The 19,656-nt window shown below is 63.0% G+C and carries 24 protein-coding genes; 10 read left to right on the forward strand and 14 right to left on the reverse strand.

The window, feature by feature from the left end; translation table 11 throughout:
* Window positions 1-240: 240 nt before the first annotated feature.
* The 3 genes from nthA to ATY77_RS12035 are packed head-to-tail and all read left to right on the forward strand — an operon-like array spanning window position 241 to window position 1,899.
* Entirely contained in the window at window positions 241-888 is a 648-nt protein-coding gene (nthA, locus tag ATY77_RS12025; protein ID WP_088687498.1) for a nitrile hydratase subunit alpha, read from the forward strand.
* Complete coding sequence (gene nthB, locus ATY77_RS12030; RefSeq protein ID WP_088687499.1) at window positions 885-1,544, forward strand: nitrile hydratase subunit beta; 660 nt, start codon at window positions 885-887, stop codon at window positions 1,542-1,544. Before nthA ends, nthB begins: the two co-directional genes overlap by 4 nt.
* Entirely contained in the window at window positions 1,531-1,899 is a 369-nt protein-coding gene (locus ATY77_RS12035) for a nitrile hydratase accessory protein (protein ID WP_088673318.1), read from the forward strand. The genes nthB and ATY77_RS12035 overlap by 14 nt, the downstream gene beginning before the upstream one ends.
* A 3-nt stretch (window positions 1,900-1,902) precedes the next feature.
* On the opposite strand, the gene ATY77_RS12040 is transcribed toward ATY77_RS12035, so the two are convergent.
* From ATY77_RS12040 to ATY77_RS12050, 3 genes are read right to left on the reverse strand one after another with little or no spacing between them, the layout of a single operon-like run.
* Window positions 1,903-2,685, reverse strand: coding sequence for an anti-sigma factor (locus ATY77_RS12040; RefSeq protein WP_088687500.1), 783 nt, complete (start codon window positions 2,683-2,685; stop codon window positions 1,903-1,905).
* The gene (locus tag ATY77_RS12045; protein WP_088687501.1) at window positions 2,682-3,197 is read right to left on the reverse strand and encodes an RNA polymerase sigma factor; all 516 of its coding nucleotides are present in this window, start codon (window positions 3,195-3,197) and stop codon (window positions 2,682-2,684) included. The genes ATY77_RS12040 and ATY77_RS12045 overlap by 4 nt, the downstream gene beginning before the upstream one ends.
* A gap of 31 nt (window positions 3,198-3,228) precedes the next feature.
* Window positions 3,229-3,609 (reverse strand): hypothetical protein, encoded by a 381-nt coding sequence (locus ATY77_RS12050; protein ID WP_088687502.1) that lies wholly within the window; start codon window positions 3,607-3,609, stop codon window positions 3,229-3,231.
* A gap of 213 nt (window positions 3,610-3,822) precedes the next feature.
* Between ATY77_RS12050 and ATY77_RS12055 the strand changes: the two genes are divergently transcribed.
* Window positions 3,823-4,311, forward strand: a complete 489-nt coding sequence (locus ATY77_RS12055; protein WP_088687503.1) for an Rrf2 family transcriptional regulator — start codon at window positions 3,823-3,825, stop codon at window positions 4,309-4,311.
* On the opposite strand, the gene ATY77_RS12060 is transcribed toward ATY77_RS12055, so the two are convergent.
* The 4 genes from ATY77_RS12060 to ATY77_RS12075 all read right to left on the reverse strand — a co-directional run bounded on the left by ATY77_RS12060 (window position 4,312) and on the right by ATY77_RS12075 (window position 7,644).
* The gene (locus ATY77_RS12060; RefSeq protein WP_088687504.1) at window positions 4,312-5,793 is read right to left on the reverse strand and encodes a mechanosensitive ion channel family protein; all 1,482 of its coding nucleotides are present in this window, start codon (window positions 5,791-5,793) and stop codon (window positions 4,312-4,314) included.
* 96 nt (window positions 5,794-5,889) lie between these two features.
* Window positions 5,890-6,306, reverse strand: coding sequence for a cupin domain-containing protein (locus ATY77_RS12065; RefSeq protein WP_088687505.1), 417 nt, complete (start codon window positions 6,304-6,306; stop codon window positions 5,890-5,892).
* Between the two features lie 33 nt (window positions 6,307-6,339).
* Window positions 6,340-7,095, reverse strand: coding sequence for an SDR family oxidoreductase (locus ATY77_RS12070; protein WP_088687506.1), 756 nt, complete (start codon window positions 7,093-7,095; stop codon window positions 6,340-6,342).
* A gap of 69 nt (window positions 7,096-7,164) precedes the next feature.
* Window positions 7,165-7,644 carry a carboxymuconolactone decarboxylase family protein gene (locus ATY77_RS12075; protein ID WP_088687507.1) on the reverse strand — a complete coding sequence of 160 codons (480 nt, stop codon included), beginning with the start codon at window positions 7,642-7,644 and terminating at the stop codon, window positions 7,165-7,167.
* Between the two features lie 131 nt (window positions 7,645-7,775).
* On the opposite strand from ATY77_RS12075, the gene ATY77_RS12080 reads away from it, so the two are divergent.
* Both ATY77_RS12080 and ATY77_RS12085 read left to right on the forward strand, forming a co-directional pair.
* Window positions 7,776-8,702, forward strand: a complete 927-nt coding sequence (locus ATY77_RS12080) for a LysR family transcriptional regulator (protein ID WP_088687508.1) — start codon at window positions 7,776-7,778, stop codon at window positions 8,700-8,702.
* Between the two features lie 70 nt (window positions 8,703-8,772).
* On the forward strand, window positions 8,773-9,900 hold the full coding sequence (locus ATY77_RS12085; RefSeq protein ID WP_088391568.1) for an ATP-dependent RecD-like DNA helicase: 1,128 nt from the start codon (window positions 8,773-8,775) through the stop codon (window positions 9,898-9,900).
* 290 nt (window positions 9,901-10,190) lie between these two features.
* Here the strand turns inward: ATY77_RS12085 and ATY77_RS12090 are convergent, their stop codons facing one another.
* Window positions 10,191-10,883 (reverse strand): MerR family transcriptional regulator, encoded by a 693-nt coding sequence (locus ATY77_RS12090; protein WP_088687509.1) that lies wholly within the window; start codon window positions 10,881-10,883, stop codon window positions 10,191-10,193.
* A gap of 444 nt (window positions 10,884-11,327) precedes the next feature.
* Here ATY77_RS12090 and ATY77_RS12095 point away from each other — a divergent pair, with 444 nt between their 5' ends.
* Window positions 11,328-12,080, forward strand: coding sequence for a pyridoxine 5'-phosphate synthase (locus ATY77_RS12095; RefSeq protein WP_088687510.1), 753 nt, complete (start codon window positions 11,328-11,330; stop codon window positions 12,078-12,080).
* 351 nt (window positions 12,081-12,431) lie between these two features.
* Here ATY77_RS12095 and ATY77_RS12105 read toward each other — a convergent pair whose 3' ends face one another.
* Window positions 12,432-13,340 carry an SDR family oxidoreductase gene (locus ATY77_RS12105; protein WP_088687512.1) on the reverse strand — a complete coding sequence of 303 codons (909 nt, stop codon included), beginning with the start codon at window positions 13,338-13,340 and terminating at the stop codon, window positions 12,432-12,434.
* Between the two features lie 120 nt (window positions 13,341-13,460).
* On the opposite strand from ATY77_RS12105, the gene ATY77_RS12110 reads away from it, so the two are divergent.
* Window positions 13,461-13,877 (forward strand): helix-turn-helix domain-containing protein, encoded by a 417-nt coding sequence (locus ATY77_RS12110; RefSeq protein WP_088687513.1) that lies wholly within the window; start codon window positions 13,461-13,463, stop codon window positions 13,875-13,877.
* Window positions 13,878-13,998: 121 nt separating this feature from the next.
* Here ATY77_RS12110 and ATY77_RS12120 read toward each other — a convergent pair whose 3' ends face one another.
* The 5 genes from ATY77_RS12120 to ATY77_RS12145 all read right to left on the reverse strand — a co-directional run bounded on the left by ATY77_RS12120 (window position 13,999) and on the right by ATY77_RS12145 (window position 18,220).
* Complete coding sequence (locus tag ATY77_RS12120) at window positions 13,999-14,229, reverse strand: DUF6429 family protein (RefSeq protein ID WP_088673336.1); 231 nt, start codon at window positions 14,227-14,229, stop codon at window positions 13,999-14,001.
* Window positions 14,230-14,336: 107 nt separating this feature from the next.
* A complete protein-coding gene (locus tag ATY77_RS12125; protein ID WP_088687514.1) occupies window positions 14,337-15,545 on the reverse strand; it encodes an MFS transporter in 1,209 nt (402 codons plus the stop codon).
* A 117-nt stretch (window positions 15,546-15,662) separates the two neighbouring features.
* Complete coding sequence (locus ATY77_RS12130) at window positions 15,663-16,286, reverse strand: TetR/AcrR family transcriptional regulator (protein WP_088687515.1); 624 nt, start codon at window positions 16,284-16,286, stop codon at window positions 15,663-15,665.
* Window positions 16,287-16,346: 60 nt separating this feature from the next.
* On the reverse strand, window positions 16,347-17,264 hold the full coding sequence (locus tag ATY77_RS12135) for a bifunctional helix-turn-helix transcriptional regulator/GNAT family N-acetyltransferase (protein WP_088687516.1): 918 nt from the start codon (window positions 17,262-17,264) through the stop codon (window positions 16,347-16,349).
* 236 nt (window positions 17,265-17,500) lie between these two features.
* The gene (locus ATY77_RS12145) at window positions 17,501-18,220 is read right to left on the reverse strand and encodes an aspartate/glutamate racemase family protein (RefSeq protein ID WP_088687518.1); all 720 of its coding nucleotides are present in this window, start codon (window positions 18,218-18,220) and stop codon (window positions 17,501-17,503) included.
* Window positions 18,221-18,374: 154 nt separating this feature from the next.
* Between ATY77_RS12145 and ATY77_RS12150 the strand changes: the two genes are divergently transcribed.
* On the forward strand, window positions 18,375-18,839 hold the full coding sequence (locus ATY77_RS12150; RefSeq protein ID WP_088673341.1) for an Lrp/AsnC family transcriptional regulator: 465 nt from the start codon (window positions 18,375-18,377) through the stop codon (window positions 18,837-18,839).
* Window positions 18,840-18,989: 150 nt separating this feature from the next.
* Window positions 18,990-19,508, forward strand: a complete 519-nt coding sequence (locus tag ATY77_RS12155) for a BA14K family protein (RefSeq protein WP_088687519.1) — start codon at window positions 18,990-18,992, stop codon at window positions 19,506-19,508.
* Window positions 19,509-19,656 lie beyond the last annotated feature (148 nt).

Below are 19,656 nucleotides of genomic sequence, written 5' to 3' on the forward strand. Positions count from 1 at the left end.
CCAGCGGGGAGAAGATGCCGGCAGGCAGATGAGGGGTGAGCGACAAGGTCGCGAATGCACGGAGCGTAAGCGAAGGGCAACATGACGAGTGTGCCGTGTGGCCCCCTCATCCGACCCTTCGGGCCACCGACCGGGGTCGAGCCACAGGTCTCGACCCGTCCTTCGGACCCCCGCTGGGGAGGAGAGGGAGCAAGCCGCCGACCTTGCGATCCTTAGACCGCCGTTTTGGAGGATATTATCTTGCACGACGATCACGACGATCACGATCACGACTACGACCACCACCATCACCACGACAACCACTATTCCGACATGCAGGCGCGCGTGAAGGCGCTGGAAACGCTGTTGACGGAGAAGGGGCTGATCGACCCTGCAGCCATCGATGCGATCGTCGAGACTTATGAGACCAAGGTCGGGCCGCGGAATGGCGCGCATGTCGTTGCGAAAGCCTGGAGCGATCCTGATTTCGCCGACTGGCTGAGGCGTGATGCGACGGCGGCGATTGCGAGTCTCGGTTATACCGGCCGGCAGGGCGAGCATATGCGCGCCGTCTTCAATACTGCTGACACCCATAACCTCGTCGTCTGCACGCTCTGCTCCTGTTATCCCTGGTCTGTGCTCGGGCTGCCGCCGGTCTGGTACAAGGCGCCGGCCTATCGTTCGCGGGCGGTGATCGATCCGCGCGGCGTGCTTGCCGAATTCGGGCTGAGCCTGCCGGAGGACAAGAAGATCCGCGTCTGGGATTCGACGGCGGAGCTGCGTTATCTCGTGATCCCCGAACGGCCGGAGGGCACGGAGGGCATGGATGAGGCTGCACTTGCAGGTCTCGTCAGCCGCGACGCGATGATCGGCACGGCGGTCGCCGGCAGCCCGGAGGCTCGGTTATGAACGGACCGCACGATCTCGGCGGGCAGATGGGTTTCGGGCCCGTCGCGCCTGAGAAGGACGAGCCCTATTTCCATGCGGAATGGGAAAAGCGGGCGCTCGGCATCACGCTTTCCTGCGGCGCTTTCGGCGCATGGACGATCGATGAAAGCCGGCATGCGCGCGAGAATATCCCGCCGGCCGATTACCTCTCGGCGAGCTATTACGAGATCTGGATCCGCGGCGTCGAGACGCTGCTTGCGCGCCACGGCTTTGCGACGCGCGAGGAGCTCTTGTCCGGCCACAAGCTGCAGGAGGGTGCTGCGCCGAAACGGGTGCTGAAGGCGGAGATGGTGCCCGCCGTGCTTGCCAAGGGCGGGCCTTGCGACCGGCCCGTCGAAGCCGCCCCGCGCTTTGCGGCCGGCGAGCGGGTGAAGACGAAGAATTTCAATCCGGCGACCCACACGCGGCTGCCGCGTTATGCCCGCGCCAAGACCGGCGTCGTCGAAGCGGTGCAGGGCTCCTTCGTCTTTCCCGATGACAATGCCCATGGAAAGGGCGAGAACCCGCAATGGCTCTATACCGTCGTTTTCGACGGCGGCGAGATCTGGGGCGAGGGCGCCGACCCGTCGCTGACGGTCTCGATCGACGCATGGGAGAGTTATCTTGAGCGAGCATGAAACGCCGCCGTTGACGCAATCACCCGGCTTGCCGAAGTCGCCGGAGGGCGAGCCAGTCTTTGCCGCGCCATGGATGGCCGATGCCTTCGCCATGGTGGTGGGCCTATACGAAAAAGGCATCTTCGACTGGGACGAATGGACCCATGCGCTTTCGATGCAGTTGAACAGGCGCGGTCGGGCCGAAGACGGCAGCGACTATTTCGACTGTTGGGTGGCGGCGCTCTCCAACATCATCGTCGACCACGGCATCGTCGACGTGGACGAGATTCTCGACCTGCAGCAGAGCTGGCAGCGGGCCGCCGAAGCGACGCCGCATGGCCACCCGATCGAACTCGCCAACGATCCGCTGCGCTGATCCTCACGACGGGAACTGCCGGTAGCATTCCTCGGCCACCGTGCGCAGCGTCTCACGCGAGATTTCGCCGGTGACGGCGTAGCCGATTTCGCCATCGATCCAGTAGAAGGTTTCGAGATTGCCCGACGAGGCGAAGCGGAAGCTCGTCGTGCGGTTTTCCTTGTTGCGGCCGACAACGACGGTCAGGCGCTCGCCGGCCTGGTTCTCGTACATGAACATCGCGCCCGGCCTGCCATCGACCGGCAGCAGGCGGCCGCCGACGAGCTTGAAGCCGAGCGGCTGCAGGTTGGGGATCTTGAGGTTCTGGATCGCCAGACGCTTGCCGAGCCACGTGGCGAGATGGGCTTCCTCATCGGCGAAGACTTCGACGGGATGGCGGACTTCGGCGGCATAGACGGTGAAGGCGGTCTCGGCCTGTTTCGGCAGCGTCTCGGAACCGGCAAGCTGCAGGTCCGGCTTTTGAACAAGGGCCGGGCCATAATGGCCGGTGACGGCACCGAGCGCGAAGACGAGAAGGGCGGCCGCGGCGATGGCGAAGCGCTTTACCGCCGGCGAGGCGGTGTGCGCCGGGGAGACGAGCATGGGATCGCTATCCCTGGCTTTCTCGTAGCCCGCAAAGAGAGCGTGGATGCCTGCGTTCTGCGCCTGCCATTCGGCGACCATCGCCGCCTCGTTGGGATTGTCGGCGAGGTAAGTCGCGATGCGGGCGCGCGCCGTTTCGGGCAGCTGGCCGTCGGCATAGGCGTGGAGATCGGCTTCGGTGACGATCGGGTTGGCGTCGTTCATTTCGGTCTCCGAAGCGTAATGATGTTATCGGCCTTCAGGTGTTCGGCGACGCGTTGGCGGGCGCGCGACAGGCGGGACATGACCGTACCGATGGGGATGTCGAGTGCGGCGGCGACCTCGCTATAGCTATATCCCTCGATGACGATCAGCATCAGCACGGCGCGGTGTTCCTCCGAAAGGCTGTTCAGCGCATCGTTGAGCCGGGCGCACTCCAGCGGATCGGCGACCGGTTCGGGGGCGGCCATATCCTCGGCGGCATCGAGTTCGACCAGGCCGCCGCGCGCCTTGCCGCGCCGGCCGTTGCGGTAGAGATTGGTCATGATCGTCAGGACCCAGCCGCGCAGATTGAGGCCGCGCCATTGGCCGCGGCGCGTCAATATCTTCTCGACACAGTCCTGCAGCAGATCCTCGCCGTCGGCATCCGAGCGCGTCAGGCTGCGCGAATAGCGCCTGAGCGAGGGCAGGAGGGCCAGGATCTGGCCCTCGAAACTTTCGGGTGCGGGTGTCTTCACGCCGGCTCTCTTGATGTCAGGGCCGCTAAGATCAAGGCTTGGCGAGATCCCAGTTGCCGCCGACGCCGTCGCCGGTGATGTCGCCGGCTTTCTTGTCCTTGACCCAGTAATAGAGCGGCATGCCGTCCTTGGCCCATTGCTTCGTGCCATCCTTGCGATCGATGATCGAATATGCACCATCGGCCTTGGCATCGGAAGCGGCCATCAGCGGCGGCCAGTTCTTGGCGCAATCGTCGTAGCAGTTGGAAACGCCTTTGGCGTCCTTCTTGAAGGTGTAGAGGGTCATGCCGTTTTCGCCGGCCAGAACCTTGCCCTTGGCGGAATCGACTTCCGTGACAGGGGCGGCGGCGAAGGCAGCGGTCGCGGCAAGGGCGCCGGCCGCTACGGCGGACAGGAATTTCACGGACTTCATGATGTTTCTCCTCGGGTTGGGCACGCGATTTCGCGCTACCTGAGATGAGACACCAGGCGAGGCGGTTTTATTCCCGAGGCGGGAAAGTCTATGCCGGGCGGACGATCATTCGCCGCAAGACCCTGCTTTACCGGTCATTTACATCATGCCGGTTTGCGGATATTATATATCCTTAATTCCGTTCGCAGAACCAGCCATCACGCGAGTTGCTGAATGATCCTGAAAAGCCAGGTCGAGTGGGCGCTCCATTGCTGCGCCATTCTCGCGGGCCTGCCCGAAGGCAGGTATCTCTCCACCAAGGCGCTCGCCGAGCTTCATGGTCTGCCAAAGGAATATCTGTCCAAGGCGCTGCAGAGCCTTTCGCAGGCTTCCCTCGTCGATACCACGCTCGGCCCGAGCGGCGGCTACAGGCTTGCCAGGCCGTCGTCCGAGATCAGTTTCCTCGAAATCGTCGAGGCGGTCGAAGGCAAGGCGCGCAGCTTCACCTGCACGAATATTCGCGAGAACAATCCCTGCCGGCCGGCCGGCTATTGCGACAGCAAGCCCTGCGCGGTCGCCCGCGTCATGTGGGAAGCCGACGAAGCCTGGCGCAATACGCTGCGGCGTGTCCGCCTCTCCGATCTCGTCGGCACCTTGTCCGAAGACGTTCCGCCGGATATCTGGCGGGACACGTTCGAGTGGGTGCTGAAGCGCGCCGGCTGACTATGCTCTGAAAATCGTCCTGATGGTCTTCAGGATGGCATGGGCGCTGCGGATCTGTTCCGGGGGCAGGGCGGCGCCGTCGCGGAAGCGCTCGGCGCGGCCGGCGAGTTGTTCGGCGATTTCCTCGGCTAGGCCTGAGCGTTCGGCAAGCAGCGGCGCGAAGGCCTCCTGGTCGATTTCATACGCCGTCACCGGCGTCAGCGCCTCCAGCGTGCAGACTTCCTGCATGCCGGCGAGCAGGCCGGTCTCGCCGAAGAAATCGCCGGGCGCCAGCCGTCCGCGCTCCTCGCCCGCATGCCGGGCGGCGATGATGCCGGCGCGCACCATCATCAGCGAGGGCAGCATTTCGCCCTCGCGCACGATGATATCGCCCTTGCGGAACTGCCGGGCAGCGGTGGTTTCGGCGAGCTTTGCCTTTTCCTCCGCCGTCAGCGTCGCAAAGACCGGAATGGCGTCGATCAGCGCAAGCGGCGTCACGCTCGGCGGCTGGGCGTTCTCCTCGGTCGGCAGATCGGCGGCAAGGATGCTGGCCGAGGGCGGGACGGCGAGCAGCAGGCCCGCGGATTTGCAGTGGCGGTAGACGAGATCGAGCACCTCGTTTCGCGCCGGCACGCGCTGGCTCGGGCTTGTCACCCGAAACTGCAGCTCGACTTCGAGCGCGGTGGCGTCCAGCGCCTTCAGGGCGACCGCCGGCGGCGGGTCGCGCACGATCGAATTGCAGCTCGTCAGCGCCGTCAGCATGACCTGGCGGATCGATGCCGGCATGCGCGTCGGCGCAATGCGGATGGTGAGGATCAGCAGATGGGTCTCATCCGGCCTGCTGACATTGGTCAGGCCGAGCTTGGCGAGAAAGCTGTTCGGCAGCACGACGATATTGTTGCCGGGGGTCAGGATGTGCGTCGCGCGCCAGTTGCTCTCGACGACGCGCCCTTCCGTGCCGTCGCTCAAAAGGATCCAGTCGCCGATGACATAGGGCCGGCCGAGCGTCAGCGCGATGCCCGAGAAGACGTCGGCGAGCGTGTTCTGCAGCGCGAGACCGAGAATGATGGCGACGACGCCCGATGTGGCGACGAGGGTTCCGATCGGCACGCCGAAGACGAAGGCGAGGATCGAGAGCATCATGCCGATATAGACGATGCCGATGACGAGATCCTGAAGCAGGCGGGCCTCGCGCGGGCTGCCCTCCAGCACCAGATAGAGCCTGATGAAGCCGATGACGGCCCATGCCAGGTGAACCCACCAGAGCGATTTGGCGAGGATGACGAGCAGGGCCTGCGGGTCCTGCGTCTCATATCCCTGGAAGCGATGGGGTTCGATGCCGCTGCCGACGAGGATCAGCGTCATCACGGCAAAGAAGAGGATCTGCACCACCAGCCGCGTCGTCGGCCGCTGGCTGGAGAGGAAGTACCAGACGACGATGCCGGCGAAGCCGACCGTTATGAGAGATATCAGCGGCTTGCCGAAGAGCGCGTCGTAGATCATCTCACTCTTTCTCCGGGAGGGGCGGGCGGTACATGATTGAACATGTCGGCCAACCGCGCAAGCTGGGGCCTCGCGCGGATGGCCTTCGGCGGATCGTCAGTTCTGCAGCGGGAACGTCAGCTCTTTCTGGTCGGTGTCGACGACGAAGACGGCGAGCAGGCGGGCGGGCTCAGTTTCGCTGCCATTGGCGCTGACGCCGTGGCGGTCGCCCGGCATTTCCGAGAAGCTCTCGCCGGCCTGATAGGTCTTGACCGGGCCGTCATTGACCTGGCTGCGGATCGATCCTTCCAGCACGGTCGCGTAGATGAAGGCCGAGTCCGGATGGGTGTGACCTTCCGAAAAGCCGCCGGGGCCGTATTCGACCAGCACGCCCTTGATGCTCTTGCCGGGCACGTTCGGCAGTTCGTGCTCATAGACGAGCGTCACCTTGGCGGACTTGCTGCTGTCATGGGCAGAAGCGCCGGTGGCCGCCAGAAAGGCGAGGGCGGCGGCGAGGAATGAGGACTTGATCATGGGAATCTCCTTGTTGGCAGGGGAGGAGGCCGGTCACTTCGGCCGGGCGGATGTGGCGAACCACTGTTCGAAGGTGATCGAGCCGAGGCGCGGATCGTCGTCGGACACGAGCGATTGGTCGTTCAGCCTGGCGCCGAAATATTTCGCCTCGGCGTCGGCCTCGACGGTCCTCGGATCCTTCATCGCCTTGAGATAGCGGGCGACGAGCTCGCTGAGACGGACGCGTTCCGGGCCGGATATTTCGATCGTCTTGTTGGCCGGGGCGGAGAGCGCCACGTCGGCCATGGCGTCGGCGACATCGTCGGAAGCGATCGGCTGCACATAGGCGGGCGACAGGCGAACCGTCTGGCCGACCGTGCCGGACTGGGCGATGCCGCTCAGGAATTCCAGGAACTGCGTCGAATGCACGATCGTATAGGGAATGCTCGATGCCCTGATCAGCTGTTCCTGCGCGAGCTTGCCGCGGAAATAGCCGCTTTCCTGCAGCCGTTCGGTGCCGACGACGGAAAGCGCGATATGGTGCTTCACGCCGGCGGCCTTTTCGGCGGCGAGAAGATTGCGTCCCGACGTCTCGAAGAATTCGAGCACGGCCTTGTCCTCGAAGGACGGCGAATTGGCGAGGTCGAGCACGACGTCGGCGCCTGTCAGCGCTTCTGCCAGACCTTCCCCGGTGAGCGTGTTGACGCCTGAGTTCGGTGAGGCGGCGATCACCTCATGCCCGCGCTTGCGCAGGCGTTCGACAGTCTTGGAACCGATGAGGCCGGTTCCGCCGATGACGACGATTTTCATAACGGATCTCCTTTCGTCGCCGGGATGCCGACGGCGTCAAAGTTGAATCTTTTCAATGAATTTCGGAGTTTAGTTCAGGCCAGCCTTATCGAGGCCATAGGCCTTATCGGCCGTGCCGGGCACCGTCTTGAAGCCGACATTGACGCGGTTCCAGGCATTGATCGCCATGACGACGAAGGTCAGGTCGGAGATTTCCTTTTCGGAAAGCTGGCCGCGCACGCGCTCATAGATTTCGTCGGGGATGCCGCCTTCGGGAAGCTTGGTTAGCGCTTCGGTCCAGGCAAGCGCTGCACGCTCGCGGGGGATGAACAGGTTCGATTCCCGCCAGATGGCCACGTGGTAGAGCCTGAGTTCGCTCTCGCCGTGGATCTTTGCCTGCTTCACATGCATGTCGAGGCAAAAGCCGCATCCGTTGATCTGCGAGGCGCGGATCTCGACGAGTGCCTGCAGCTTCTCGTCGATGACGCTGCTCTTCAGCGCCATGCTGAATTCCATGAATTTCTTGAAAAGCTCGGGGGACTGCTGGGCGTAGTTCAATCGCTGAGTCATGTGTTTCTCCTTCAATTAAGGATATCATGTATCCTTATGGATAAAAGATATCCGTAATTGCTGGACTGTAAAGCCATTCTCGCTTAGTCTGCCCGCATAAGGCCTATGCGCAAAAGTATGAGGGGGCGGGGATGGATATCGTTTCGGCATTGCGGACCTTCCAGCGCGTCGTGGAGACGGGGTCCTTCTCGGCGGCGGCGCACGATCTCGACGTGACGCAGCCGGCGGTCTCGCGACAGGTCGCAGCACTTGAAGGCCATTTCAACACGCGCCTTCTGCACCGCACGACGAGCGGCCTGTCGCTGACGGCGGAGGGGGAGCGGATGCTGCCGATGGCGCTCCGGATTCTCGAGGCGGTGGAGGAGCTTGGCGATGCGGCCGGTTCTGAGGGCGCGATGGCTTCAGGGAAGGTCAGGCTCAGCGTTCCAGCGCCGCTCGGCCTCTATCTCAGCGAGCGGCTCGGCGATTTTCTCGCCGCCCATCCGAAACTCTCGGTCGAGCTGCTCTTCAGGGAGCAAAGCTCTGACATGATCGAGGAGCGGCTGGATCTCGAAGTGCGCCTCGGCCCGGTCGCCGACAGCAGCCTCGTCTGCCGGCGGATCGGCTGGACGACCGCCTTCCTCGTCGCGTCTCCCGCCTATCTCGCGCGGAAATCCGCTCCGCGCGCACCTCGGGATATCAAGGACCATGAATGCCTGTGCTACAACAGGGCGGGCGAGGCCAATAGCTGGTCCTTCTCGAATGGCTCGGAAGACATATCGGTCCGGATTTCGCCGCGGCTGACGGCCTGCAATGCGGTGGCCATTCACCGGGCGGCCCTTGCCGGAGCGGGTCTCGCGGTGCTCTCGCACATCATTGCCAGGCCTGATATCGCCGCCGGCAGGCTGATCCCCGTGATGGAGAACTACCAGCCAAGCCGGCTGCCGGTCACCGTCGTCTATCCCTCGCGGCGCAACATGCCGCTGCGCGTCAAGACGGTTCTGGATTTTCTCATCGGCGCCATGGCGCAGGACCCGTCCATGTGCGCGAGCGGCGCGGACCGGCCGTGGGAGGGATGATCGCCCGGCCCAAGCGATTTGCCGTTTTCCGCCTTGCCTAAATCAGGCGAATCCTGCCAAGTCGCCGATCATGCAATTTGCGCCGCAACAAGACGAAGCCCTGAAGGCTGTTTCGAAATGGCTGAACGAAGGGCGCTCGCCGCTCTTTCGCCTGTTCGGCTATGCCGGAACGGGCAAGACGACGCTTGCCCGGCATTTCGCCGAGAATGTCGATGGCGACGTGCTGTTTGCCGCCTTCACCGGCAAGGCCGCGCAGGTGCTGCGCTCGCGCGGCGCTTCCAATGCCAAGACCATCCACTCGCTGATCTACCGCCCGCGCGGCGAAGAAGCGGTGGAGGACGAGGAGACCGGCAAGACCTCGATCGCGCCGATGTTTTCGATCAACCGACAAAGCCCGGTCGCGAAAGCGGCGCTGATCATCGTCGACGAATGCTCGATGGTGGACGAGGCGCTCGGCAAGGACCTGATGAGCTTCGGCACGCCGATCCTGGTGCTCGGCGATCCCGGCCAGCTGCCGCCGGTTTCGGGCGGCGGCTATTTCACCAATCAGGAGCCGGATTACCTGCTGACCGATATCCACCGGCAGGCGCGCGACAACCCGATCATCAAGCTCGCCATGCAGGTGCGCGAAGGCAATGAGATCATGTATGGCGACTACGGCACTGCCAAGGTGATCTCGAAGAACGAGGTGACGCAGCAGCTGGTGCTCGATGCCGACCAGGTGCTCGTCGGCACCAACCGGACGCGGCGGCGCTATAATCAGCGCCTGCGCGAATTGAAGGGTTTCAGCGCCGATTATCCCCAGACCGGCGACAAGCTCGTCTGCCTCCGGAACGATCCGGCCAAGGGTTTGCTCAACGGCTCGCTCTGGCAGGTGATGACTTCGTCGAAGGAAACGACGAAACCCGGCATCAATCTGCTCGTCCGTCCCGAGGACGACGACATGGATCGAGGTGCGGCCAAGATCAAGCTGCTCAAACAGGCCTTCGAGGATGTCGAGGGCGAGATCCCGTGGAACACCCGCAAGCGCTACGACGAGTTCGACTACGGTTATGCCCTGACCGTCCACAAGGCGCAGGGCTCGCAATGGAACGACGTCGTGCTCTTCGACGAGAGCTGGGCCTTTCGCGACACGCGGGAGCGCTGGCTCTATACGGCGATCACGCGCGCGGCGGAGACCCTGACGATCGTGCGCTGATGGTGATCGTGCCGCGATCCCGGTCGAACGGCTCGGTTGTCCGCCTAGGAAAGGCCCGCCTTTATCCGGCTGCCACTAGCTAACCCCTCCCCAACCCCTCCCCACAAGGGGGAGGGACTAACGCGGTGCGCCGGCTGCGCCAAGCATCAAGCCTTCTGCGGATGAAACCGTGAATGGAAGGCAACGGGCGTGGCAGGTTAGCCCCTCCCCCTTGTGGGGAGGGGTTGGGGACGGGGCTTGTCATGCTCAGACGGGGAAGGGGACGGTGGCGGCCGTCGGGGCGTGTCGGATTACGCCTGGACGATGCCGAGCAGGACTGCCTTGGCGATCGCCTGGAAGCGGTTGTTGGCGCGAAATTTCAGGATGATTCCGGCTTCGAGATCCCTGGTCTCGTCATGCTTCAGGTCGAGCGCCCGGGCGATGCGCTGGGTGGAGTAGCCTTCGGCCATCAGTTCCAGGCAGCGCTTTTCCTGCGGGGTCAGGCTGGAATTGTCCTGGTTGTCGTTGAGCGGCTGCGTCCCGATGCCCTCGTCGAAATCCAGGAGGTCGCCGACCTGCTGGAGCTGGCGGTGGAGCGTCGACATTTCGGCCGTCAGCTCGCGTTTGCGCACCTGCAGGGCCTCGCGGAACATCGCTTCGGCCGATTCCTGCGAATCGGCGGCGCGAAGCTCGTGCATCAATTCCTGGATGACGGCGATCGGCATGCCCGTCTCGCGGCAGACGGTGATGACGGCCATGCGCATCACGTCGTCTTCGCCATAGACCCGCATCAGGCCGATGCGATTTGCCGAAATCAATCCCTTTTCTTCGTAGAAATGCAGTGTCCTGTGCGTGACCCCGAATGCGTTTGCCATATCGGCAATCGGCACGGGGCCATCAGGCAAATCCGGCGGCAGCGCGGCCGAAGGCAGAAACCGGTATTTGGACCGGGCCTCCGAAGCGATACCGGCGGTAGCAAACAGGCGTTTGGAACCGTCTGGCATGAACCCTCCTAGGGCATCGTGTTGCACCTCATGCGGTCTTGCCAGTTGCTTCCCGGTCGCGGCGAGTGGGGTTTCCTCTAGGCGTTCTTCTATGGGAAAAGAAGCAGTACGCGGCCTACGTTTACGCGATACAATGTCCACGTTATGCGTGAACGATCTTTTTTATAAGTGCTAAAAATAATCTCTTTTAAATGGGATAGCAACGTGACGGCGTGTTCTGCGCGATCCGCGCAGCATGCTGGGGAAAAACACGGGTTTTGCCGCCGCAGCGGCCGACCTTCTTGGAAGGCGACGGAAACTACTATTTACGGTACGCACTCGGTACTGCAAATGCGGATCCATCAGCGATCGGCATTGCATTCATCTGCGATTCTCGTTGGCCATTGCGAGACACTTGGCTTAAAAGCGGGGCCTCCCGTTTCCGAGACCGATGGATAATCCGCCATGCCAGCCAAGCTCTCCGTCAACCTCAATGCCATCGCCATGCTGCGCAACCGGCGCGATCTGCCCTGGCCGAGCGTCGAAGCGCTCGGGCGCATCGCGCTTGCCGCTGGCGCCAGCGGCCTGACGGTGCATCCGCGTCCCGACCAGCGCCATATAAGGTTTTCCGACCTGCCCGTCATCCGCAACCTGATCGACGACGAATTTCCGCAGGCGGAGTTCAACATCGAGGGCTATCCCACCGAGGAATTCCTCGAACTCTGCGCCGGCGCCGCACCCGAGCAGGTGACGCTGGTGCCCGACGATCCCGCGCAGGCAACCTCCGATCACGGCTGGGATTTCCGCAAGCATCAGGCATTCCTGACCGATGTCGTGGCGCGGCTGAAGAAGATGGGATGCCGGGTCTCGCTGTTTGCCGATGGCGACGGCGATGCCGAAGCGGTGAAGCTGGCGAAGGCGACCGGCGCCGACCGGATCGAGCTCTATACCGGCCCTTATGGCGGCTGCTATGACGCGCCGGAGCGGGCAGCGCCGATCCTCGAAGCGCTCGGGCAGACGGCGGATGCGGCGCTCGCCATCGGCCTTGCCGTCAATGCCGGGCATGATCTGACGGTGGCCAACCTGCCGGATCTGGTGAAGCGGATTCCGGCGCTGGCCGAAGTCTCGATCGGCCATGGGCTGACGGCCGATGCGCTGGAGTACGGGATGGCCGAGACGGTGCGGCGGTTCTGCCGGGCTTGCGGGCAGGTGGTTTGATAGGACGCTGTTTCCCTCTACACTTTGGTGGGGGAAGAGGCCCGGCATTTCTGGCCGTGAGGGATATAACGCGTTTTGAGTCTCCTGCGCCCAAGGACTTGGGCGCGCTGGATTCCTGTGACGAGCACAGGAATGAGGGTGGAGAAGTCGTGCTTCCCATCAACCGCTGCCTCAATGGACACGGCAAATTCGGGCAAGGCGCTCAATTTACCCTCCTCATTCCTGTGCTTGTCACAGGAATCCAGCCACGGCGCGTCTGCGCCGTGAGTGACTCACCGCACGTGATGAGATTTTCAGCGTCCAAATCAGAGCGCGCTCATCCCGGCGGCAACGCAGGGATGAGCGGAAAGCTCAATGGCCTCCGGCGTTGCCAGCCGTCGTCAGCGCCGCCTTGTGCGCCACGAAGAAATCCTTCAGCGGCTGCGGCTGTCTGCCGGTCAGCTTGGTGAAATCGCCGGTGACGATGTCGAAGTTGCCGGCGCGGATGTTGGCGTCGGCGGAGACCAGCATGTCGGCGACGAAGCCGGGGAGGCCGGCGCCGCGCATGCCCTGGCCGAGCTGTTCGTCATTGACGTCGATCACTTCGAGCGGCTTGCCTGATGCTTCGGCGACGATGGCGGCGATCTCGCGGTTGTTGAGCGACACTGCGCCGGTCAGCGTGTAGGTGGCGCTTTCGGAGGTGCCGGAGGCAAGGGCTGCGGCAATCGCCAGCGCGCAGTCGTCACGCGAAATGGTTGCGACCTTGCCGTTGCCGGTGGCGCTGTACCATTTGCCGCCCTGCAGGTTATGCGGCATGCTGTGCAGGTAATTGTCGTGATACCAGGCGTCGCGGATGATCGTGTAGGCAATGCCGCTTGCCTTGATGGCGTTTTCGGTGCCGAGATGGTCGGGCGCGAAGGTGACGAGCGAGTTGTCCGGCGCCGGCATCGAGGTATAGGCGATGTGCTTGACGCCTGCCTTGGCGGCAGCGGCGACGGCGGCCTTGTGCTGGGCGAGGCGCTTGCCGGGGGTGTCGAGCGCATCGGTGCTGATGATCAGCAGCCGGTCGATGCCGGCGAAGGCCTGTTCCAGGCCGGCGGCATCATCGAAATCGGCCTTGCGGGTGACGACACCCTTGCTGGCGAGCCCGGCGAGCTTCTCCGGGCTGCGAGTCGCCGCGACGATCTTGCCGGGGGCGACATGATAGGTCTCGATGAGGTGATGGATGACGCGCTGGCCGAGCTGCCCGGCGGCGCCGGTGACCAGGATGGTTTCGCTCATAGGTCGTTTCCTTTTGCGTTTAGCTGGTCTCGAAAAGAGACTAACGCTAGATTGGGAATTGACCTCGCGGTGTAAAGAAGGCAGTTTTTCGGCTGTAAGTTACCAGAAGGGAACCAGCAGATGAGCGGCGCAGTCCTCAGTCTGAAGAACAGGATGCCGGGCGCGCGGCGCGAGATCGATCTTGCCGGCCTCGATTTTTCCAATTGCCCGGTCCGGGACATGATGCAGCAGATCGGCGGAAAATGGTCGACGCTGCTGCTGGAAGTGCTGGCCGCCGAGCCCCGCCGCTTCGGCGAACTCAGGCGGATGCTTCCCGATATTTCGCAGCGCATGCTGACGCAGACGCTGCGCGACCTGCAGCGGGACGGCTATATCGGCCGCGAGGTCTTCCCGACGAAGCCGCCGAGCGTCGAATATTCGATGACCGATTTGGGCCACTCGCTCTACCAGCCGCTGTCGCAGCTGTTGAATTGGGCGGAAGCGAACCACGATGCCGTGCGCGCTGCCCGCTCGCGTTTCGATTCAGCCGAAGGCTAGAGCGTGATGCCGAAAAGTGTGAGCGGTTTTCGGACGACATCATGCTCTAACTCTTTAATTTAGAACAGGATTCAGATTTTAGGCCAACCGGGCCTAAAATCATCCTGTTCTAGAGCCTCTGTCACTTCGCGCGCGTAAACAGCGCGCGAAACAGTTCCTCCGACCGCTGCAATCCTTCGTCGCTCAGAACGACCGACTTGGCCTTGCCTGCGGGATTGGCGATTAGACCCTTCTTGTACAGACGATCCATGACGTCCCAGTCGAAGCCTTTCCAGGCGCGATCGCCGTCATGCAGTGTCAGCCAGAGCAAAGCGAGAACGGCATCGTCGATCTTTTCTTCATCCATTTCCATGCCGGAAGCATCCCTCCAAGAACGAGAAAACCCTGTCGTGTTCTCACTTTAGCTCACGAATGATCGTGAGATCGACTCCGATTTCCGGGATTATGCGTCGGGTCGGCTCACCTGCCGCGCCCTTCCGTCAAAAATAGCAGGAAGGCGAGCGCCGGAAAGGCGAAGCCGATCCAGGCGGTCATCGTCCAGCCGCCCGTCGCATAGGCCCAGCCGCCGAGCGCCGAACCGAGCGCGCCGCCGGCAAAGAAGGTCGCCATGAAGAGGCCGTTCAGCCGGCTGCGATGTTCCGGGTTCAGGCCATAGATGGCGCGCTGGCCGCAGACGAGATTGGTCGTCACGCCGAAATCGAGCGCGATCGCCGCCACTGTCAGCAGGACCAGGGCGGTAAGCGAGCCATCGCTCGCGAAATGGCTGATCAGGAAGGAGGCCATGCCGAGCAGCATGGCGATCGTCGAGGCGATCTTCGTCATGCCGCGATCGGCAAGCCGGCCGGCGATCGGCGAGGCGATAGCGCCGGCCGCACCCGCAAGCGCGAAGAGGGCGATGCCGTTTTGCGTCAGGCCGAAGGCCGGGCTGGCAAGCAGCAGCGGCGTCGTCGTCCAGAACAGGCTGAAGGCGCCGAACATGCCGGCCTGATAGAGGGCGCGGCGCTGCAGCACGCGCGAGGTCAGCGCCAGATGCGCCATCGAGGCAAGCAGTTCGCCGTAGCCGAGCTTGGTCTTCGGCACGCGGACCGGCAGGTTGGCGCGCAGGACGATGGCGAGCACGAGCATCAGTGCGGCGGTGACGTAATAGACCATGTGCCAGGAAGAGGCCTCGGCGACGAAGCTCGCGAAGGGGCGGGCGAGCATGATGCCGCAGAGCAGGCCGCTCATGACGTTGCCGACGACCTGGCCGCGTGTGGCATCCGGCGCCATGTTGGCGGCGAAGGGCACGAGCACCTGGACGGCGACCGAGGCAAGGCCGATCGACAGCGAGGCGGTGAGGAACATGGCGGGCGTCGAAGAGAGCGCGGCGCCGATCAGGGCGAGAGCCGAGACGGCAATCAGCAGCAGCACCAGGCGGCGGTTTTCGGTGAGGTCGCCGAGCGGCACGATCAGCAGCAGGCCGAGGCCGTAGCCGATCTGCGTCAGCGTGACGATCAGGCCGGTGGCGGCCGGCGTGAAGCCGAGATCGGCGCTGATCGGGCCGGCGAGCGGCTGGCCGTAATAAAGATTGGCGGCCACCAGCCCGCAGGCGGCGGCGAAAAGGAAGGTGAGCCAGGGGGATAGCGCTCGTGGAATGGTATTATCCGGGGTGGTGGCTGAAATGCTCATCAGAAACTCCGGTATGATTGAAAGGATTAGTCGCAAATCGTCTTACCGCCGCCACCCGTTTCCTGCCGCGGCGCTGGGGGCTAACTCCCGGGAGCGCCGGTCATCACCGGGGGAGTGTCATGTCACCAGTTTCATCGCGGCTTCGGCGGCGGCCGCCATTTCTTCGCCGCTGCGGCCCGTCTTGCCGATGACGCGCATGCCCTTGGTGAGGCAGAGAAGCGCCAAAGAGGTTGCGGAGACATCGACATCCGAAGAAATCGAGCCGTCGGCTTGGCCAAGGCGGATCAGGGCGGCCAAAAGCGTCTCGTCGGTCATGAAGGCGGTGGCGACGCGTTCGGCCGCCTCTTCGTCGAAGAGAGCGAGGTCGCCGGCGCTGCCGACGACGAGGCAGCCCTGCCTGCCGATTTCGCCATGGGACGAGCCGGCAAAGAAGGTGATCAGCGCATGGAGCTTGTCGCGGCCGGTCTCGACGCTTGCGAGTTCGGCGTCGAGCAGGCCGCGGCGCACGGCACGGTAACGATCGAAGGCGGCAAGGAAGACGCCGCGCTTGTCCTTGAACGCCTTGTAGATGCTCCCGGAGGCAAGGCCCATCGCCTCGGTCAGATCGCTGATCGAGGCGGCGTGGTAGCCGCGCTCGGAAAAGACCTGCAGGGCCGCATCCAATGCGGCGTCCATATCGAACGCGCGCGGGCGGCCGCGGCTGCGGGTTGTTTCATCCAATTTGAGGCTGGCGTCGGTCATGACGCCTAATTAGGAAATGATCGTTTCCAAATCAAGCGAAACTTTTGAGACGCAGCAAATTCAGAGGTTGAGCACCCAGGTCTGGCCGTTCGCCTCGGGGCCGAACATCCTATGTCTCTCCTCGGAGACAAGGCGGAATCCGGATTTGATGTAGATGGCGCGGGCGGTCTCCAGCATGTCGTTGGTCCAGAGCGAAAGCTCGCGATAACCCTTCTGCCGGCAAAAGCGGATGCATTCGTCGACCAGCAGCTTGCCGAGCCCGAGGCCGCGGGCCGCCTTGTCGACATAGAGCAGCCGCAGCTTGGCGATGCCGTCGCCGCCATTGGCGACGAGTACCGAGCCGACATTGACGCCGCCGCGCTCGGCGATCCAGCAATATTCCATGGCGGGATCGAAATTGGCGAGGAATTTGCCGGCGACCTCGGCGACTAGCGCCTCGAAGCGCAGGTCCCAGCCATACTCCTCGGCATAGAAGCGCCCCTGGCTCTGGACGATCCAGCCGATATCGCCGGCGCGGTGAGGGCGGATGATGGCGGGGGCGGGCTTGGCGGCCGGGTCGAGCAGGGCGCGGATCGTGTCCATGGCCGAGACGACGGCCTGCGGCTCGCCGGTGGCGAGAGTGTCGAAACGGGCGGCGATCTGGGCATTGGCGCGCCGGCCGAGTTCCTCGAATTCTCCACGTCCCCGCTCGGTGACAGCGATAATCTGGCTGCGCAGATCGGCCGGATCGGGGTTCGTTTCGATCAGTCCTTCGGCGCGGAAACGCTTGAGGATGCGGCTGAGATAGGCCGGGTCGAGATGCAGGTCGCGGACAAGCGCTGCGGCGCTGATGCCCTCATGCGAGCCGATCTCGAAAAGGATGCGGGCATCCGTCAGCGTATAGGGCGAGTCGAGATAGGCCTTGTTCAGCAGGCCGAGGAAATTCGTGTAGAAGCGGTTGAAATCGCGGGCGGTTTCGATGAGGGCGGTGTCGGACATGGTGATCTCCGGATGGAGATTTCACCAGCTGCTGACAAGGCTCGCCCCTCGCTCGGCGTCATCCTCGGCCTTGTGCCGAGGATCTGCTGCCCTATCGAACGGAGGCAGATGCTCGGGACAAGCCCGAGCATGACGGAAGAGAGGTTGGCGAGTGTCCGAACAAGCTGACGAAAATCTCCTGACGGAAATGTTTGTCATGCATTTACTTGACTGAGTCAATTAAATTGTGGCTGCCGTTACGCCGCCTCTTCTGCGTCTTCTTCCTCCGCGCCAAGCGCGAAATCGACGGCCGCCCGGGCATGGATCGTCGTGGTGTCGAAGCCCGGCAGCGGCAGGCGGTCGGGGTCGAGGATCAGGCAGATCTCGGTGCAGCCGAGGATGATGCTGTCGGCGCCGCTTGCCGCGGCGCGATCGATGATATCGATCAGCTTTTCGCGCGAGCTGTCGTGCACCCTGCCGGCGCAGAGTTCGTTGAAGATGATGTCGTGCACGCTGGTGCGATCGGCGGCTTCGGGCACCATGACGTCGAGGCCGAGGCTCTTCATGCGGTCGGTATAGAAACCGTGCTCCATGGTGTAGCGCGTGGCGAGCAGCAGCGGCCGCTTGCGGCCGGCCGCATGCAGCGATTTCGCCGTTTCGTCGATGATGTGGATCAGCGGCACGGACACCCTGGCGGCGACCTCGTCGGCGATCAGATGCATGGTGTTGGTGCAGATCAGGACGCAGCCGGCACCGCCAGCCTGCAGGCGCTCCGCCACATCGCCGAGGCGGCGGGCGGCTCCGGCCCAGTCTCCGGCCTTCTGCAGCGCGACGATCTCCTCGAAATTGACCGAGTGCAGGATGAGCTCGGCCGAAGCGAGGCCGCCTCGGCGGGCGCGCACCATCTCGTTGGCCAGGCGGTAATAGACCGCAGAACTTTCGAAACTCATGCCGCCGATCAGGCCGATCGTTTCCATCTCTTCATGCTCCCATGCTGCGAGTTTCGAAAATGATGCCGCAAGGGTCGCGCGGCGTGTTTGCGTTGTTTGTCCTTTGTGAGGTAAGCGTGCTATTATTTTGCATGTTTTGGCTAAACAGTGCAAATTTAGGGCGCAAGGTTCATTTCGCACAATGCTTGACGATCGCGACAGACGCATTCTCGACATGCTGCAAAGAGATGCCGGCATATCCGTAACGGACCTTGCCGAACGAGTGGCGCTTTCGGTCTCGGCCTGTTCCCGGCGCATCCAGCGGCTGGAGGAGAGCGGGCATATCCTGCGGCGCATCATCGTGCTCGACCGCGAAAAGATGGGCGTGCCGACGACGGTCTTCGCGCTTGTCAAGACGGCGCACCATTCCGACGAGTGGACGGAAACCTTCCGCCGGATCATCAGCGACATCCCTGAAATTGTCGAGGCGCACCGGCTGACCGGCAATCACGATTACATCCTGAAGATCGTGCTGCCGCGCGTCGAGCATTACGATGTCATCTATAAGCAGATCGTGCGCAAGCTGGAACTCTTCGACGTCTCCGCGTCGATCTCGATGGAAGAATTGAAACACGGATTGGGCATACCCGTGGGCTATGTGCGCTGAGCCATCGCCTGGGGAAGAGCCGTCAATCTTCCGCGCCATCGACAGCAAATAATTTGTCCGGATACGGAACAATTTTCGACAAATTGCGTTCCCCTATGGTTCAAGAGGGGGAAGATGTGTCCTCCTCCTGAGGAGTAGAGGAGGACAGTCATGAGAAAGCTAACCGTTGCCGCGTTATGCTTGATCATGGGGATTCCCGGCGTCACCCCGGCCCAGGCGTTTCCGGCTATCAATCCACCCAGGATCGAAGCTCAGCAGCAGATAGAGCATGTGCAATGGCGTGGCCGAGGCGGCTACTACCGCGGCGGATATCACGGGGGGCATCACCATAATGGATCGGGCTGGGGCTGGGCCTTGGGTGGTCTGGCCGTCGGCACGATCATCGGCGGCGCATTGGCGCAGCCCTATTACGGCTCGTATTACGGTTCGCCCTACGGCTATTATGGCTCGCCTTACCGCTATTACGGCTCGCCCTACCGCTATGGTCCGCCATACCGGTATTACGGCCGCTATTATGGCCGGCCCTACCGCACCTATGCGGCGCCTGCCTATTATGGAAGGGGAGGCCATGAGGCCTGGTGCTACTCGCGCTATCGTTCGTACAGGGCTTATGACAATACCTTCCAGCCCTATAACGGACCGCGCCGCCAGTGCATCGGTCCCTATTGATCGGCAGTTCCGCATCCGCGCTGTGAACTGGTTCCAGGCTGACTGAAGCGCGCCGCATCATGCGACGCGCTCTAAGCTATTTGTTTTGACGCCTGGCGGTATCCCGTAACTGCGGCACGCTTCCCGATGATATGCATGAACGTCTTGC

The sequence above is a fragment of the Rhizobium sp. R634 genome (assembly GCF_002211305.1).
Taxonomy (GTDB): Bacteria; Pseudomonadota; Alphaproteobacteria; order Rhizobiales; family Rhizobiaceae; genus Rhizobium.

Bases quoted from the DNA above. Each gene is read 5' to 3' on its own strand.
- nthB (WP_088687499.1), top strand. From the start codon at position 885: ATGAACGGACCGCACGATCTCGGCGGGCAGATGGGTTTCGGGCCCGTC.
- ATY77_RS12040 (WP_088687500.1), bottom strand. From the start codon at position 2,685: ATGAACGACGCCAACCCGATCGTCACCGAAGCCGATCTCCACGCCTAT.
- ATY77_RS12050 (WP_088687502.1), bottom strand. From the start codon at position 3,609: ATGAAGTCCGTGAAATTCCTGTCCGCCGTAGCGGCCGGCGCCCTTGCC.
- ATY77_RS12055 (WP_088687503.1), top strand. From the start codon at position 3,823: ATGATCCTGAAAAGCCAGGTCGAGTGGGCGCTCCATTGCTGCGCCATT.
- ATY77_RS12060 (WP_088687504.1), bottom strand. From the start codon at position 5,793: ATGATCTACGACGCGCTCTTCGGCAAGCCGCTGATATCTCTCATAACG.
- ATY77_RS12065 (WP_088687505.1), bottom strand. From the start codon at position 6,306: ATGATCAAGTCCTCATTCCTCGCCGCCGCCCTCGCCTTTCTGGCGGCC.
- ATY77_RS12070 (WP_088687506.1), bottom strand. From the start codon at position 7,095: ATGAAAATCGTCGTCATCGGCGGAACCGGCCTCATCGGTTCCAAGACT.
- ATY77_RS12075 (WP_088687507.1), bottom strand. From the start codon at position 7,644: ATGACTCAGCGATTGAACTACGCCCAGCAGTCCCCCGAGCTTTTCAAG.
- ATY77_RS12080 (WP_088687508.1), top strand. From the start codon at position 7,776: ATGGATATCGTTTCGGCATTGCGGACCTTCCAGCGCGTCGTGGAGACG.
- ATY77_RS12085 (WP_088391568.1), top strand. From the start codon at position 8,773: ATGCAATTTGCGCCGCAACAAGACGAAGCCCTGAAGGCTGTTTCGAAA.
- ATY77_RS12090 (WP_088687509.1), bottom strand. From the start codon at position 10,883: ATGCCAGACGGTTCCAAACGCCTGTTTGCTACCGCCGGTATCGCTTCG.
- ATY77_RS12095 (WP_088687510.1), top strand. From the start codon at position 11,328: ATGCCAGCCAAGCTCTCCGTCAACCTCAATGCCATCGCCATGCTGCGC.
- ATY77_RS12105 (WP_088687512.1), bottom strand. From the start codon at position 13,340: ATGAGCGAAACCATCCTGGTCACCGGCGCCGCCGGGCAGCTCGGCCAG.
- ATY77_RS12110 (WP_088687513.1), top strand. From the start codon at position 13,461: ATGAGCGGCGCAGTCCTCAGTCTGAAGAACAGGATGCCGGGCGCGCGG.
- ATY77_RS12120 (WP_088673336.1), bottom strand. From the start codon at position 14,229: ATGGAAATGGATGAAGAAAAGATCGACGATGCCGTTCTCGCTTTGCTC.
- ATY77_RS12125 (WP_088687514.1), bottom strand. From the start codon at position 15,545: ATGAGCATTTCAGCCACCACCCCGGATAATACCATTCCACGAGCGCTA.
- ATY77_RS12130 (WP_088687515.1), bottom strand. From the start codon at position 16,286: ATGACCGACGCCAGCCTCAAATTGGATGAAACAACCCGCAGCCGCGGC.
- ATY77_RS12135 (WP_088687516.1), bottom strand. From the start codon at position 17,264: ATGTCCGACACCGCCCTCATCGAAACCGCCCGCGATTTCAACCGCTTC.
- ATY77_RS12145 (WP_088687518.1), bottom strand. From the start codon at position 18,220: ATGGAAACGATCGGCCTGATCGGCGGCATGAGTTTCGAAAGTTCTGCG.
- ATY77_RS12150 (WP_088673341.1), top strand. From the start codon at position 18,375: ATGCTTGACGATCGCGACAGACGCATTCTCGACATGCTGCAAAGAGAT.
- ATY77_RS12155 (WP_088687519.1), top strand. From the start codon at position 18,990: ATGAGAAAGCTAACCGTTGCCGCGTTATGCTTGATCATGGGGATTCCC.